The organism is Streptomyces sp. SAI-135, from assembly GCF_029893805.1.
In the GTDB taxonomy this organism is placed as follows: domain Bacteria; phylum Actinomycetota; class Actinomycetes; order Streptomycetales; family Streptomycetaceae; genus Streptomyces.
In genome coordinates, this window is the sequence record NZ_JARXYP010000002.1 from 7,570,192 (window position 1) to 7,585,893 (window position 15,702).

Genomic DNA, 15,702 nt, shown 5'->3' on the forward strand with positions numbered 1-15,702 from the left:
CCCTTTCTCCCGGCAGCCGGTCAGCTGCCCTGGACCGCGCCCTCGGTGGCGCCCGCGATGAAGCCGCGGGCGAAGATGCTGAACACGATGACCAGCGGGAGCGCCGCCATCAGCACACCGGCCATGACCATGCTGTAGTCGGTGGTGTGGCCGACGTTGAGCTGGGCGAGCTCCACCTGGAGGGTCACGTGGCCCGGGTCGGTGAGCACGACGAGCGGCCAGATGTAGTCGTTCCAGCAGTTGACGAAGACGTAGATGGCGAGGAACGACAGCGCGGGCCGGATCATCGGCAGCGCGATGTTCCAGTACTGCCGGAAGAACCCGGCGCCGTCGATGCGGGCGGCGTCGAGGAGTTCGTCGGGCACGCCGTTCTGGATGTACTGGTGCAGCCAGAAGATGCCGAAGGCGTTGGCGAGCGAGGGCAGGGCCAGCGCCTTGAGCATGCCCACCCAGCCGATCTTCGACATGAGGATGAACTGCGGCAGGATCGCCAGCTGGAGCGGCAGCATCATGAACAGCAGCAGCGTGCCGAAGAGGATCTTGCGGCCGGGGAAGTCGAACTTGGCGAAGGTGAAGGCCGCCAGCGAGTCGACGAACAGCACCAGGACGGTGGTGACCGTCGCGACCATCACCGTGTTGAGCATCGACCCGAAGAAATCGATGGTGTTCAGCACGTGCCGGATGTTCTCCAGCAGATGCGAGCCGAAGGTGAACTTCGGCGGGCTCTTGTAGATGTCCTGCGTGGTGTTGGTCGCCATGACGATCGTCCACGCGAACGGGAAGACCGAGACCAGGACGGCCACGACGAGGATGATGTGCGCTGTCAGGCCCTTGGGGCGGCGAGGTCGCCTGCCGCCCGTGGCCGGGCGCGCGGTGTCGACGGCGGTCATGCCTTCCTCCCCCTCGTGGTGAGGCGCCAGTTGACGGCGACGAGGATGATGATCAGTACGAAGAAGGCCCACACGATGGCCGCGCCGTAGCCGTAGTCGTTGTTGAGGAAGGCCGACTGGTAGAAGTACAGCAAGGTCGTCAGACCCGCCTGGCCCGGACCGCCGAGGTTGGCGTTGGCCGCGTTGCTGGCGAACAGGACCTGCGGTTCGCTGAAGCTCTGGAGCCCGTTGATGGTCGAGATGATGACCGTGAACAGGATGATCGGCCGCATGATCGGGATGGTGATCTGGAAGAACGTGCGGACCGGTCCCGCGCCGTCCATCTTCGCCGCCTCGTAGATCGAGCCCGGGATCGCCTGGAGACCGGCCAGATAGATGATCATGTTGTAGCCGGTCCACTGCCAGGTCATCAGCAGCGAGATGACCACCTTGATCAGCCACGGGTTGCTCAGCCACGGGACCGGCGAGATGCCGACCACGCCCAGGATCGCGTTGACCAGACCGAAGTTGTTGCTGAACACCGCGCCGAAGAAGATCGCGACGGCGACGATGGAGGTCACGTTCGGCACGTACAGCGCGATGCGGTAGAAGCCCTTGAAGCGGCGCACCGAGTGCAGCAGCGTCGCCAGCATCAGGGCGCCGAACAGGGTCGGCACGGTGGACAGCACCCAGATGACCAGGGTGTTGCGGATCGACAGCCAGAAGACCGGATCGTCCCACAGGAACCGGAACTGCTGGAGCCCCACGAACTGCATGGTGCCCATGCCGTCCCAGCGCTGGAAGGCCAGGTACAGCGAGTAGAAGACCGGGAAGAACGAGAACGCGGCGAAGACCAGGTAGAACGGCGAGATCGCCAGGTACTGCCGCCAGTACGCCAGCGGCCCGCGCCGCCTGGGCCGGGGGACGCCCGCGGGCGCGACGCGCCGCGGGCGGAACCGGGCCGGGCCCGGCCCGCCGCGGTGCTCGGGCACCGCGGCGGTTCCGGTGACCGGAGGGGACGTCACCTCAGCTCACCCCCTGCCGCCGGGCGATCTGCTTGGCCTGGGCGACCGCGTCCTTCCAGGCGTCGTCGGGCTTCTTGCCCTTGGCCTCGATGTTGGTCAGTTCCGTCATGAAGGGGGCCATGACGGCGGCGTCGGCGGGTGCCTCGTAGGCCACCTTGATGGCCTTGGCGGCCGGCCCGAAGACCTCGATGACCTTCTGTCCGCCGAAGAAGGCGTCGGGACCGGTCATGGCCGGTGTGGTGTACGCGGCCGGAGCGGCCGGGAAGATGGCGGCGTCCGTGAACCCGCGGGCGTCGTTGGCGGGGCTCAGGATCCAGCTGATGATCTTGAACGCTTCTTCGGGGTTGCGGCACTGCTTGGGCAGCGCCAGGTAGGAGCCGCCCTGGTTGGCCGGTCCGACCGGGTTCGCGCAGACCCGCCACTTGCCCTTGGTCTGCGGCGCCGCCTGCTCGATGTCCAGCGCGTGCCAGGCCGCGCCGAGCTCGGTGAGCAGGTTCTTGCCGACGGCGGCGTTCCAGGTGTTGTCGTTGATCTTGGCGTCGATGCCCAGGGTGTACGGGCGCACCGCTGTCGTCCACGCGGCGCGTATGTGGTCCCCGTCGCCGATGAAGTGGTTGTCCTTGTCGATGAACCGCTGGGTGCCCTGGCCGACCGCGATGTTGAAGACGGAGCCGATGTTGTTGACCAGGTAGGTGCCGGGGTTCTTCTTCTGGAGCTGGACGCCGAGCTGGAAGTAGTCCTCCCAGGTCTTCACGAGCTCGGCGACCTTGGCGGGGTCGGTGTCCACGCCGGCCTTGGCGAAGAGGTCCTCGCGGTAGAAGAGCGCGGTGGGGCCGATGTCGATCGGGAAGCCGATCTGCTTGCCGTCCTCGGTCTGGGCGAGCTTGGTCTTCCAGTCCAGGTACTGCGAGGAGATCTTCTTGAAGCCGAGGTCGTTCAGGTCGAGGAAGCGGTTCGCGTTGGGCAGGAAGGACGCGATGTCCTCGCCCTTGATGCCGGTGATGTCCGGCACGGAGGTGCCCGCGGCGAGGGTGGTGGTGAGCTTCTGCTTGAAGTCGCCGCCGATGGACGCCGAGGTCAGCTTGATCTCGCCGCTGAAGTGGGTCTTCGCCTCCGCGACCACCTTGTCGCTGAGCGCGCCGCCCCAGTACCACAAGGTGAGGTCCTTGCCGTTCTTGGTGCCGCCCGAGCCCGAGCCGCCGCCGCAGGCGACGGTCAGTCCGGGGGAGGCGGCCGCGGTCAGCGCGGCCGCCTGGAGGAAGCCTCTACGTGAAAGGTCCACGGGTCACTCCTGTTGTTCCTGTTCGTGGTGCTGAGGGGCGTGGGACTGTGGGGGCGTTGTGAGGGTCAGAGGTGCCGGGGCGGGGTGACCGGGGCGTGCCGCACCGGCGGGCCGACGTCCGCCGGCAGCCGGTCGGCCAGGAAGCCGTAGGTCCTGCGCAGCTCGGGATCGGTCAGCGAGCGCCACCAGCGGTCGACGCCGTACCAGCCGGGGGCCGCGAGGGCGCCGCCGTGGTGCCGTACGGAAAGACCCGCGGCGAGGACGGCGAACCGCAGCCGTTCCTCCAGCGGCCAGCCGCCGAGCGAGGCCGCGACGAAGCTTGCGCCGAAGACGTCTCCCGCGCCCGTGGCGTCGAGCACGTCCACGGCGAGGGCCGGGACGTCCGCGTACTCACCGGTGATCTGGTCGACGGCGACCGCGCCGTCCCCGCCGCGGGTGACCACGGCCACCGGCACCAGTTCGGCCAGTGTCCCGAGGGCCGCCACCGCGCTGTCGGTGCGGGTGTAGGCCATCGCCTCGCCCTCGTTGGGCAGGAAGGCGTGGCACAGCGCCAGCTGGTCGAGGAGGTCGGTGGACCACTCCTGGGTGGGGTCCCAGCCGACGTCCGCGTAGATCAGCGTGCCGTTCGCGGCGGCCTTGGCGAGCCAGGTGCGCGGTTCGGCCTCCAGGTGGACGAGGGCCGTGCGCGCCTCGGGCGGGTCGCCCATCAGCGCGTCCTGGGAGTACGGCGGCTCCTGGCCGTGGGTGACCAGGGCCCGGTCGTGGCCGTGCGCGAGCGCGACGGTGACCGGGGTGTGCCAGCCGTCCGCGACCCGCGAGAGCGAGAGGTCGACGCCTTCCTGACCTGCGAGGATCTCCTGGCAGTAGGCGCCGTAGTAGTCGTCGCCGAAGACCGTGGCCAGGGTGGTGCGCAGGCCGAGGCGGGACGCGGCGACCGCCAGGTTGGCGATGCCTCCGGGGCCGCAGCCCATGCCGGCCGTCCAGATCTCCTCGCCCGGCGTCGGCGGCTTCCCGAGCCCGGTGAGGACGAGGTCGTAGAAGAGCAGCCCGGTCAGGAGCACGTCGGGCCTGTCGTCGTCCACGCGATGAGCCTCTCGTCAAAACTCGTCAATTTCGATGACGGGAATCGTGCGCTGCTCCGCGAGATTGGTCAATACCCGAGCAGAACTGAGCATGGATTTGATTGAAGATGACGAGTAGTGTTCACGCCGTGCTGGCAGAACGACGACATCAACTCATCCTGCGGGCCCTGCGCTCCGGCGGCCCCGCGTCCGTGACCGATCTCTCCGAACAGCTGGGTGTGAGCCCCGCCACGATCAGGCGCGACCTGGTCAGACTCGAGGAGGACGGGCTGCTCACGCGGGTCCACGGCGGCGCCGTCGTGGAGGAGGGCGACCAGCCCTTCGCCGAGGTCGCCGAGGTGCGCGTGGCCGAGAAGGACGCCATAGCCGAGCGGGCCGCCGCCATGGTCGCCGACGGCCAGTCGGTGCTGCTCGACATCGGCACCACCGCCTACCGGCTGGCCCGCCAGCTGCACGGCCGCCGCCTCACGGTGATCACCAGCAATCTGGTGGTCTACGAGGAGCTCGCCGACGACGAGGGCATCGAACTGGTGCTGCTCGGCGGCATGCTCCGCCGCGAGTACCGCTCCCTGGTCGGCTTCCTCACCGAGGACAACCTGCGCCAGCTGCACGCCGACTGGCTCTTCCTCGGTACCAGTGGAGTGCGCCCGGGCGGGCAGGTGATGGATACGACGGTCGTCGAGGTGCCGGTGAAGCGAGCCATGATCAAGGCCAGTGACAAGGTCGTCCTGCTCGCCGACACCGCCAAGTTCCCGGGGACGGGCATGGCGAGGGTCTGCGGTCCCGAGGAGCTGGACGTGGTGGTCACGAACGCCCCGGCCGACCCGGTGACCCGCTCCTCGCTGGAGGAGGCGGGCGTCGAGGTGGTCGAGACAGGAAAGGTGCAAGAGTGAAGCTGACCATTCTGGGCGGCGGCGGGTTCCGCGTACCGCTCGTGTACGGCGCCCTCCTGGGCGACCGCGGCGAGGGCAGGGTCACCGAGGTCGTGCTGCACGACCTGGACGCCGGCCGGCTGTCCGCGGTGACCCGGGTCCTCGCCGAGCAGGCCGCCCGGGTCGAGGACGCCCCCCGGGTGAGCGCCACGACCGACCTGGACGAGGCCCTGCGCGGCACCGACTTCGTGTTCTCGGCGATCCGCGTCGGCGGCCTGGAGGGCCGTGCCGACGACGAGCGGGTGGCCCTCGCGGAAGGCGTCCTCGGCCAGGAGACGGTCGGCGCGGGCGGCATCGCCTACGGCCTGCGCACGGTCCCCGTGGCCGTGGACATCGCCCGCCGGGTCGCCCGGCTCGCTCCCGACGCCTGGGTCATCAACTTCACCAACCCCGCGGGCCTGGTCACCGAGGCCATGTCCCGCCACCTCGGCGACCGCGTCATCGGCATCTGCGACTCCCCGGTCGGCCTCGGCCGCCGTATCGCGCGCGTGCTCGGCGCCGACCCGAACGAGGCGTGGATCGACTACGTCGGCCTCAACCACCTCGGCTGGGTCCGCGGCCTGAAGATCGCCGGCCGGGACGAGCTGCCCCGGCTGCTCGCCGACCCCGACCTGCTGGGCTCCTTCGAGGAGGGCAAGCTCTTCGGCGTCGACTGGCTGCGGTCGCTGGGCGCGATCCCCAACGAGTACCTGCACTACTACTACTTCAACCGCGAGGCCGTCCGCGCCTACCAGCAGGCCGAGAAGACCCGCGGCGCCTTCCTCGCCGACCAGCAGGCCCGGTTCTACGACGAGGTCGGCGCCCCCGGGGTGAAGGCGCTGGACGTCTGGGACCGCACCCGCGCCGAGCGCGAGGCGACCTACATGTCCGAGAACCGGGAGACGGCCGGCGCCGGCGAACGCGACGCCGACGACCTCTCCGGCGGCTACGAGAAGGTCGCCCTCGCCCTGATGCGGGCCATCGCGCGCGACGAGCGCACCACCCTGATCCTCAACGTCCGCAACCAGGGCACGCTCTCCGTGCTCGACCGCGACGCCGTCATCGAGGTGCCCTGCCTCGTCGACGCCAACGGCGCCCACCCCGTCTCCGTCGCCCCGCTGCCCGACCACGCCACCGGTCTGGTCTGCTCGGTCAAGGCGGTCGAGCGGGAGGTGCTGGCGGCCGCCGAGTCCGCCTCGCGCGCGACCGCGGTGAAGGCCTTCGCGCTGCACCCGCTGGTCGACTCCGTCAATGTCGCCCGCAAGCTGGTCGAGGGCTACACCTCGGTCCATCCGGGGCTCGCGTACCTTAAGTAGCGTCCTTGTTTGGAAAGCGCTTTCTCCTCGCTTTCCGGCCGTACCAGCTCGCCCTCTCCCTCCCTGGAGACCCTTCATGCACGACGAACGCCGCCGCATCGAGGAGCGCGTCCAGCGCGCCCACGACCAGCGCATCAAGCCCGCGATCCACGCGGCCACGGTCCCCTTCGAGGTGGAGGCCTGGCAGGCGCCCGGCGAGCCGGTCTCCTTCGAGGAGGCCGCGGCCGCCCGCTACACGCCCTTCGCGATGAACACCCCGTGGGGCCCGCCCTGGGGCACCACCTGGTTCCGGATGCGCGGCCAGGTGCCCGCCGAGTGGGCCGGACGGCGCGTCGAGGCCGTCATCGACCTCGGCTTCGTCGGCGACTGGCCCGGCAACCAGGCCGAGGCCCTGGTCCACCTGCCCGACGGCCGCCCCCTGAAGGCCGTCAACCCGCTCAACCAGTACGTCCCCGTCGCCAACCCGGCGACCGGCGGCGAGCAGATCGACTACCTGGTCGAGGCCGCCTCCAACCCGGACATCCTCAAGGACAACTTCTCCCGGGTCACGCCGATGGGCGACAAGCTCACGGCCGGCTCCGCGCCGCTCTACACCTTCCAGCGCGCCGACCTCGCGATCCTCGACGAGGAGGTCTTCCACCTCGACCTGGACCTCCAGGTCCTGCGCGAGCTCATGGTCCACCTCCCCGAGCACGAGCCCCGCCGCCACGAGATCCTGCACGCCCTGGACCGGGCCATGGACGCCCTCGACCTGGACGACGTCGCCGGCAGCGCGGCCGCCGTCCGCGAGGTCCTCGCGCCGGTGCTGGCCAAGCCCGCGCACGCGAGCGCCCACACGATCTCCGGTGTCGGCCACGCCCACATCGACTCGGCGTGGCTGTGGCCCATCCGGGAGACCAAGCGCAAGACGTCCCGCACCTTCTCCAACGTCACCGCGCTCGCCGACGAGTACGACGACTTCATCTTCGCCTGCTCCCAGGCCCAGCAGTACGAGTGGGTGCGCGACAACTACCCGCACGTGTGGGCCCGCATCCAGGACTCCGTGAAGAAGGGCCAGTGGGCGCCGGTCGGCGGCATGTGGGTCGAGGCCGACGGCAACCTGCCCGGCGGCGAGGCCATCGCCCGCCAGCTCGTCCACGGCAAGCGGTTCTTCATCGAGCACTTCGGCATCGAGACCAAGGGCGTGTGGCTGCCGGACTCCTTCGGCTACACCGCCGCCTACCCGCAGCTCGCCAAGCTGGCCGGCAACGACTGGTTCCTCACCCAGAAGATCTCCTGGAACCAGACCAACAAGTTCCCCCACCACACCTTCTGGTGGGAGGGCATCGACGGCACCCGCATCTTCACCCACTTCCCGCCCGTCGACACCTACAACGCCCGCTTCAGCGGCGAGGAGATGGACCGCGCGGTCCGCAACTACGCGGAGAAGGGCGGCGGGCAGCGCTCGCTGGCCCCCTTCGGCTGGGGCGACGGCGGTGGCGGCCCCACCCGCGAGATCATGGAGCGGGCCCGGCGCCTGGCGAACCTGGAGGGCTCCCCGAAGGTCGTCGTCGAGCACCCCGACGACTTCTTCGCCAAGGCCCGCGAGGAGTACCCCGACGCCCCGGTCTGGGTCGGCGAGCTCTACCTGGAGCTGCACCGCGCCACCTACACCTCGCAGGCCCGCACCAAGCAGGGCAACCGCCGCTCCGAGCACAAGCTGCGCGAGGCCGAGCTGTGGGCGACGACGGCCGCGCTGCACGCGCCGGGCTACTCCTACCCGTACGAGAAGCTCGACCGGCTGTGGAAGACGGTCCTGCTGCACCAGTTCCACGACATCCTGCCCGGCTCCTCGATCGCCTGGGTGCACCGTGAGGCGGAGGCCGAATACGCCCGGGTGGCCGAGGAGTTGGAGGCGCTGACCGCCGAAGCCGTGGCCGCGCTGGGCGCCGGCGGCACCCGGGTCTTCAACACCAGCCCGTTCGACCGGGCCGAGGTGGTCCGTACCTCCGCGGGCTCCCTCGCGTTCGTGCGGGCACCCGCGAACGGCAGCGCGCCGCTGGCGGACGCCGAACCCGACCGGCCCGTGAAGGCCGAGGGCCGGGTCCTCGACAACGGACTGGTGCGCGTCGAGGTGGCCGAGGACGGCACCCTGTCGTCCGTGTACGACCTGCGGGCCGGGCGCGAAGTCCTCGGCGACAAGGGCAACCTGCTCCGCCTGCACACCGACCTCCCGAACTACTGGGACGCCTGGGACATCGACAAGCACTACAACAACCGCTACACGGACCTCCTGGAGCCCACGTCGGTGGAGCTCGTCTCGGACGACCCGCTGCTCGGCGCGATCCGTGTGACCCGCGCCTTCGGCAAGGGCTCGACGATCACCCAGACCATCACCCTGCGCGCCGACAGCCCCCGCGTCGACTTCGAGACCGACATCGACTGGCACGAGGCCGAGAAGATCCTCAAGGCGGCCTTCCCGGTGGACGTCCGGGCCGCGCACTCCTCCGCGGAGATCCAGTTCGGCCACGTCCAGCGGCCCACGCACACCAACACCAGCTGGGAGGCGGCCCGTTTCGAGGTCTCCGGCCACCGCTGGGTGCACGTCGGCGAACCCGGCTACGGCGTCGCGGTCCTCAACGACTCCACCTACGGCCACGACGTCTCCCGCACGGTCCGTGAGGACGGCGGTACGACGACCACGGTCCGGCTCAGCCTGGTCCGCGCCCCGCGCATCCCGGACCCGGAGGCCGACCAGGGCAGGCACCGCTTCACCTACGCGCTGCTGCCCGGCGCGAGCATCGAGGACACCGTCGCCGAGGGCTACTCCCTCAACCTGCCCCTGCGGGTGGCGGACGCGGCCGGTGCCCCCGGGCCGGTCGTCTCGGTCGACGGCGAGAACGTGACCGTGGAGGCCGTCAAGCTCGCCGACGACACCTCCGGCGACATGGTGGTCCGCCTCTACGAGTCCGGCGGCGGCCGCGCCCGGGGCGTGCTGCGCACCGGGTTCCCGCTCGCCGGCGCCCAGGTCACCGACCTGCTGGAGCGCCCGCTGGAGGACGCTCCCGTCGAGGACGGCGCGGTGGCGGTCTCGCTGCGCCCCTTCCAGGTGCTCACCCTGCGGCTGCGGAGGGGCTGACCCGTGCTGCAACCCTGGTTCACCGACGCCAAGTTGGGGATCTTCGTCCACTGGGGCATCTACGCCGTCGACGGCGTCCAGGAGTCCTGGTCGTTCTACGACGACATCGTCCCGCACGACCAGTACATGTCCCAGCTGGAGCGCTTCACGGGCGCCAAGTACGACCCGCGTGAGTGGGCCGACCTGTTCGAGCGGGCCGGCGCCAGGTACGCGGTGCTGACGAGCCGCCACCACGACGGCGTGGCCCTGTGGGACACCGGGTACGGCGATCTCAACCTCGGCAAGGACTACGTCGGGCCCTACGCCGAGGCCCTGCGGGAGAAGGGCCTGAAGGTCGGCCTCTACTACTCGCACTCCGACTGGAACCACCCCGACTACGCCTCCACGCGCAAGCCGGGCCGCCCGCCGGAGCAGGAGGACAACCGCTACTCCGAGGTGGCCGCCGAGGACGAGGACCTGGCGGCCTGGGAACGGTTCATCGCCTACCGGGACGGCCAGGTCCGCGAGCTGGCCTCCCGTTACCGGCCCGACCTGATGTGGTTCGACGGCGAATGGGAACGCAGCGAGGAGCAGTGGCGCATCCCCGAACTCGCCGCGCTCGTCAGGACGTACGTGCCGGACGTCGTCTTCAACGCGCGCATGCTCTCCGAGGGCGACTACGCCACCCCCGAACAGGGTGCTCCCATCGAACCGCCGGACGGCCCCTGGGAGTTGTGCCTGACGATCAACGACTCGTGGGGCTACCAGCACCAGGACCACAACCACAAGTCGCTCGCCCAGTTGATCCGCTACTTCACCGAGACCATCGGTGGGGGCGGCAACCTGCTCCTCGACGTCGGCCCGATGGAGGACGGGACCATCCCGCAGCCGCAGGTCGAACGGCTCGAAGGGCTGGGGGAGTGGATCGGGAAGCACTCCGAGGCGGTGTACGGCACCCGGCGCGGACTGCCCGCCGGGCACCACTACGGTCCCAGCACCCTCTCCGCGGACGGCCGGACGCTGTACCTGGTCCTCTTCGACGCGCCGCGCGCCGAGATCGGGCTGCGCGGACTGGTCACCCCGGTCCGCAAGGTCACCGTCCTCGGCACCGGCACGGAACTCGGCCACCGCATGGTCGGCGGACTCCACGACGCCGTGGGCATCGTGTGGATCGACCCACCGTCCGCGGCGGACCTCGACCCGTACGCCACGGTCCTCAAGGTCGAGCTGGACGGCGAGCTGGAGCTGTACCGCGGTTCGGGCCGGTCCTGACGGCGTGACGGTGCCTGCCGGCCGCCGGCCGGCAGGCACCGTGCGCTCAGCCGGTGAAGCCGGCCGTGATCGAGGTGAACTGCCAGTTGCTCTGGCTGATCCCGGAGCAGTTGCTCACCACGCCACCACCCGGGCAGGGCCGGTCGCGGTTGACCGACCAGAACGCGAGCCGGGCGATGTGATGCGCGTTCGCCCAGTCCCGGATCTGGGTCCAGATCGCCGGGGTCGTGTTCTCCTGCTGGTCGGAGAGCCCGTTCATGCCGGAGATGCCGATGTGGGAGTACGCGGTGGCGTCGTCCCAGCCGAAGGTGGACTTCAGCTTGGCCTTCAGCCCCTCCGTGGCGTTCACGGTGTTGCCGTACATGTCGGAGCCGCCGCCGAAGTCGAACGGCATGATGGTGAACACGTCGATGTTCGCGCCGAGCGACTGCGCCTGCTCGATGAGCCGGTTGCCGTAGTAGGTGGGGCCGGTGGTCGAGGTGCCGAAGGTGACGATGGTCTTCAGACCGGGGTTGTTGGCCTTGACCGTCTTCAGCGCGGTCAGGATCCTCGCCTGCACGGCCTCGTTCTCGAACTCGTCGGTGTTCTCGATGTCCATGTCGATCGCCTTGAGCGAGTAGGCGTCGATCACCTTCTGGAGGGCGGCCGCGAGGGCGCTCGCCGAGGAGCAGTTGGCGCCGAGCTTGCTGCCCTGCCAGCCGCCGAACGACGGCACGATGTCACCGCCGGCGGCACGGATCTGGTTGATGGCGGTCTGGTCGACACCGCCGGTCAGCGGCCGGGTGCTGTCCCACGCGGGGTTGCAGCCGCCGGAGTCCAGCATGAACGCCATCGTGAACCACTTGACCCCGGTCGCGCTCATCACCGTGGCCGGGCTCGGCGGATCGCCCCAGCCCTCGTACAGATAGGGCGCCGCCTGCTTGAAGCCGGTGCCGCCACCGCCGCCCGCGTCGGTCGTCACGCTCACGGAGTTGGACGCCCCGGAGGTGTTCCCGGCCGCGTCGCGTGCCTTGACGGTGAAGGTGTACGCCGTGCTGGGCGAGAGCCCGCTGACGGTGGCGGAGGTACCGGAGACGCTGAGGACGTTGTTCGAGCCGCTGTAGACGTCGTACGCCGTCACCCCGACGTTGTCCCTCGAGGCGTTCCACTTCAGCGACACGCTCGACGAGGTCTTGCCGGTGGAGGTCAGCCCGGTCGGCGCGGTCGGTGCCTGGGTGTCGGAGCCACCGCCACCGCCGGGGCCGTCGAGGCTGATGTCGTCGGCGTAGTAGCTGCCCTGGGCGTACCAGCCGTGGACGTAGATCTGCGCGCTGGTCTGCGAGGCGCCGGTGGTGAAGGAGACGGTCAGCTGGCTGTAGGCCGACGGGGAGGTCGTCCAGGTGGAAGCGCCGCCGTTCACACCGAGGTAGACGTAGGACCCGCGCACCCAGCCGCTCAGGCTGTACGTGGTGTTGGGCTGGACGGCGACGGTCTGGCTGCACTGGGCGTTGTCGCTCGAACTCACCGCGCCCTGAAGGGCCTTGGAGCCCCCGTGCACGGGAGAGGAGACGACCGAACCGAGGTTGCCGGTGCAGGTCCAGGGGGAGAGGCTCCCCGATTCGAAGCCCGGGTTCGTCAGGACGTTGGCGGCCTGGGCCGTCTGGGGAAGGGCGATGGCTCCGGCGAGCGCGAGGGCGGCCGAGCCGAGCAGAGCGAGGACTCTGGAACGTCTGAGTGGGTTGCGCACGCGATCTCCCTGAAGAAATGGGGGTGTTCGGGAGTGCAGAAAGGTGCAGGGGTGCGCAACCAAGTTGGTATGGACCAATGACCCTGTCAAGACAGCGGACGGGAACTGGAACCTACTCAGGGGCGCGGGGAACTGCGCGACCAGCCACAATCCACCCGCACCCGGCAGACAACCTAAAGCGGCAGTACCTGCCCCGCAGCCTCGACGGCGACAGGCTCCGCGGCCGCCGGCGCCGGCACAGCGGGCAACAGCTCCGGCACCTCGGCCCGCTGAGCCGGAATCGACACCGGCCGCAACTGCCTCGGCCCCGACACCACCGTGTAGTCCTGTCCCAGGAACGGCGGCTCGATCACCCCGGGGTCCTCACCCAGTGCCAACTGCACGGCCGCCCACGGCACGTTGACCCCGCAGAGCGACAGCTGGTGCAGACCGCCCGCCGGGCGCGTGTTCACGTCCATCAGGACGGGCCGGTCACCGAACATCCGGAACTGGACGTTGGCCAGGTAGTGCAGCCCGAACCCCTCGGCGATCAGCCGCGCCGGCTCCAGCCACTGCTCGTGCCGCGTGAAGCCGCGACGCCGCCCGTTCTTCGTGCGGCCGATCGCCAGCCGCACCCGGTTGTCGGGCCCGGTGAGGGTGTCCACGGACACCTCCGGCTGCTCCAGCCGCGGCATGACCAGCCAGTCCACCTGCTCGTCGGACTCCGCGAGCGCCCCGACGACCATGTCGAGCGAGACGTACGGGCTGGGGAAGCCGTTGAGCTGCGCGAGCGAGAAGGGGGCGCGCGTGATGACACGGAAGCCCACCCCGCCCGCGCCGGACGCGGGCTTGAAGCACGCCTTGTGGCCGTCGGCCTCCAGCGCCTCCACGGCCGCGACCAGTTCGTCCGCCGTGCGCACCCGCCACCACGGCGGCACCGGCACACCCACCGACTGGACCGCCTCGTAGGCGATCACCTTGTCGTGGAAGACGGCGACGGCCTCGGGCGGCGGGGCCAGCAGCGCCGTACCGGCCGCGGCGAACTCGGCGCGGTGGGCGACGATCGCCGCCTGGTGCAGCCGGGGCACGAACACGTCGATGCCCCGCTTGCGGCACTGGTCGAGGGCGAACTCGACGTAGGCGGCGGGCGACAGCCCCTCCGGCTCCAGCTCGGCGGTGTCGGCGGCGGCCAGCACGGGCGAGTCGGGGTCCCCGTGCGTCGCATGGATCTCGACGGCTCTGTCGCTGGGATTTCGCCGCAGCTGATCCATGAAGAACACGTTCTCCGCGTACGTGCGGTTGAGCCAGACGCGTACGCGAGAGTGCATTCAGGCCGCCTTTCGGGGTTTTCGGGCAGGGCGAAGCGGGCCCGTGCCCGGGCAGGGTGGTTGGAGGGACACCAAACCGCCCCTTGCGAAGGGAATTTTCTGCGGTGGTGTTGGGGCGATCATACGGCTTTCAAGGGGCCACGCGTGCAACACCCGTGTTACGGATTTCCCGATCATGAAGGGCCGCCGCCCGGGTCCACTCTTGTACCGGGAAAACAAATGTGTTCTCGTGGTCCCACTCGGGTGCTCGGAGGGGGCGGGAAGTGGCGTCTACGGCCGGTGGCGCGGCACAGCTTCTGGCCGTGAGCGACCTGCACATCGGCTACCCCGAGAACCGCTCCCTCGTCGAGCGGATGCGCCCCGGCACCGACGACGACTGGCTCCTGGTGGCCGGTGACGTCGCCGAGACCGTCGAGGACGTGCGCTGGGCCCTGAAGACCCTCGCCGGCCGCTTCCGCCAGGTGGTCTGGGTCCCCGGCAACCACGAACTGTGGACCCACCCCAAGGACACCGTCACCCTGCGCGGCGCCGCCCGCTACGAGCACCTCGTCGAGATGTGCCGCGGGCTCGGCGTCCTGACCCCCGAGGACCCCTACCCCCTCTGGGAGGGCCCCGGCGGCCCGGTCGCCGTCGCCCCGCTGTTCCTGCTGTACGACTACTCCTTCCTGCCCGCCGGCTGCACCACCAAGGAGCAGGGCCTGGAGTACGCGCACGGCACCGGCATCGTGTGCAGCGACGAGTTCCTGCTGCACCCCGACCCCTTTCCGTCCCGCGAGGCCTGGTGCCGGGACCGGGTCGCCGCGACCGAACGCAGGCTCGCCGCCCTCCCCGACGACCTGCCCACCGTCCTGGTCAACCACTATCCGCTGGACCGGCATCCGACGGACGTCCTGTGGCACCCCGAGTTCGCGATGTGGTGCGGCACCACGCTGACCGCCGACTGGCACCGCAGGTTCCGCGTGCAGACCATGGTCTACGGCCACCTGCACATCCCCCGGACCACCTGGCACGAGGGAGTCCGCTTCGAGGAGGTGTCGGTGGGCTATCCGCGGGAGTGGCGCAAGCGGCCGCAGCCGCCGGGACGGCTGCGCCGGATCGTGCCCGGGGAGGTCGGCGCGCTGTGATCGAGGAACTCCTGCCGGACTCGGTGGTGGCCGTGGAGGTCCACGGCCACGGCGAGCCGGAGAACGCGGCGCTGTATCCCGAGGAGGCCGCGCTCGTCGCGCCCGCCGTCCCCAAACGCCGCCGTGAGTTCGCCGTCGTGCGGGCCTGCGCGCGCCGGGCCATGGAGAAGCTCGGTGTGCCGCCGCAGCCGGTCCTGCCCGGGGAACGCGGCGCCCCGCGGTGGCCGGCCGGACTGGCCGGCAGCATGACCCACTGCGACGGCTACTGCGCCGCCGCCCTGGTCCGCGCCACCGACCTCGCCTCCCTCGGGATCGACGCCGAACCCCACGGACCGCTCCCGGAGGGGGTGCTGGAGAGCGTCTCCCTGCCCCAGGAGCGTCTGCGGCTGCGGGAACTCGCCGCGACGCACCCCGCGGTCCACTGGGACCGGCTGCTGTTCAGCGCCAAGGAGTCCGTCTACAAGGCGTGGTTCCCGCTCACCGGCAAGTGGCTGGACTTCACCGAGGCCGACATCGACGTCCTCGTCGACCCCGGACGTCCTTCCGGCGGCACCCTGCGCGCCCAACTCCTCGTCCCCGGCCCGTTGGTCGGCGGTGAGCGGCTCGGCGTCATGGAGGGCCGCTGGACGGTCCGCGACGGACTGGTCGCGACCTCGGTGACGGTGCCGCACGCCTGAACCCGCGGCACCGC

Annotated in this window: 12 protein-coding genes; 6 read left to right on the forward strand and 6 right to left on the reverse strand. The window is 70.3% G+C overall.

Annotation, left to right across the window (positions count from 1 at the left end):
• Nucleotides 1–20: 20 nt before the first annotated feature.
• The 4 genes from M2163_RS38580 to M2163_RS38595 form a co-directional block, all read right to left on the reverse strand.
• A complete protein-coding gene (locus M2163_RS38580) occupies nucleotides 21–890 on the reverse strand; it encodes a carbohydrate ABC transporter permease (RefSeq protein WP_280848276.1) in 870 nt (289 codons plus the stop codon).
• Entirely contained in the window at nucleotides 887–1,861 is a 975-nt protein-coding gene (locus M2163_RS38585; protein ID WP_280854040.1) for a sugar ABC transporter permease, read from the reverse strand. Before M2163_RS38585 ends, M2163_RS38580 begins: the two co-directional genes overlap by 4 nt.
• 34 nt (nucleotides 1,862–1,895) lie before the next feature.
• Nucleotides 1,896–3,176: an extracellular solute-binding protein gene (locus M2163_RS38590; protein WP_280896307.1), complete on the reverse strand. Its 1,281-nt coding sequence runs from the start codon at nucleotides 3,174–3,176 to the stop codon at nucleotides 1,896–1,898.
• 65 nt (nucleotides 3,177–3,241) lie between these two features.
• A complete protein-coding gene (locus M2163_RS38595; RefSeq protein WP_280848274.1) occupies nucleotides 3,242–4,258 on the reverse strand; it encodes a carbohydrate kinase family protein in 1,017 nt (338 codons plus the stop codon).
• A 128-nt stretch (nucleotides 4,259–4,386) separates the two neighbouring features.
• On the opposite strand from M2163_RS38595, the gene M2163_RS38600 reads away from it, so the two are divergent.
• The 4 genes from M2163_RS38600 to M2163_RS38615 all read left to right on the forward strand — a co-directional run bounded on the left by M2163_RS38600 (nucleotide 4,387) and on the right by M2163_RS38615 (nucleotide 10,854).
• On the forward strand, nucleotides 4,387–5,151 hold the full coding sequence (locus M2163_RS38600; protein WP_280854039.1) for a DeoR/GlpR family DNA-binding transcription regulator: 765 nt from the start codon (nucleotides 4,387–4,389) through the stop codon (nucleotides 5,149–5,151).
• A complete protein-coding gene (locus M2163_RS38605; RefSeq protein ID WP_280848273.1) occupies nucleotides 5,148–6,485 on the forward strand; it encodes a 6-phospho-beta-glucosidase in 1,338 nt (445 codons plus the stop codon). Before M2163_RS38600 ends, M2163_RS38605 begins: the two co-directional genes overlap by 4 nt.
• Nucleotides 6,486–6,561: 76 nt before the next feature.
• Nucleotides 6,562–9,603 carry a glycoside hydrolase family 38 C-terminal domain-containing protein gene (locus M2163_RS38610; RefSeq protein ID WP_280896308.1) on the forward strand — a complete coding sequence of 1,014 codons (3,042 nt, stop codon included), beginning with the start codon at nucleotides 6,562–6,564 and terminating at the stop codon, nucleotides 9,601–9,603.
• A gap of 6 nt (nucleotides 9,604–9,609) precedes the next feature.
• Nucleotides 9,610–10,854: an alpha-L-fucosidase gene (locus M2163_RS38615; RefSeq protein WP_280897382.1), complete on the forward strand. Its 1,245-nt coding sequence runs from the start codon at nucleotides 9,610–9,612 to the stop codon at nucleotides 10,852–10,854.
• Nucleotides 10,855–10,900: 46 nt separating this feature from the next.
• Here M2163_RS38615 and M2163_RS38620 read toward each other — a convergent pair whose 3' ends face one another.
• A complete protein-coding gene (locus M2163_RS38620; protein ID WP_280896309.1) occupies nucleotides 10,901–12,580 on the reverse strand; it encodes a carbohydrate binding domain-containing protein in 1,680 nt (559 codons plus the stop codon).
• A gap of 173 nt (nucleotides 12,581–12,753) precedes the next feature.
• Nucleotides 12,754–13,887, reverse strand: coding sequence for an ATP-grasp domain-containing protein (locus tag M2163_RS38625; protein WP_280848269.1), 1,134 nt, complete (start codon nucleotides 13,885–13,887; stop codon nucleotides 12,754–12,756).
• A gap of 263 nt (nucleotides 13,888–14,150) precedes the next feature.
• Between M2163_RS38625 and M2163_RS38630 the strand changes: the two genes are divergently transcribed.
• Both M2163_RS38630 and M2163_RS38635 read left to right on the forward strand, forming a co-directional pair.
• Entirely contained in the window at nucleotides 14,151–15,011 is an 861-nt protein-coding gene (locus tag M2163_RS38630) for a metallophosphoesterase (protein ID WP_280896310.1), read from the forward strand.
• Nucleotides 15,008–15,688, forward strand: a complete 681-nt coding sequence (locus M2163_RS38635) for a 4'-phosphopantetheinyl transferase superfamily protein (protein ID WP_280848267.1) — start codon at nucleotides 15,008–15,010, stop codon at nucleotides 15,686–15,688. The genes M2163_RS38630 and M2163_RS38635 overlap by 4 nt, the downstream gene beginning before the upstream one ends.
• Nucleotides 15,689–15,702 lie beyond the last annotated feature (14 nt).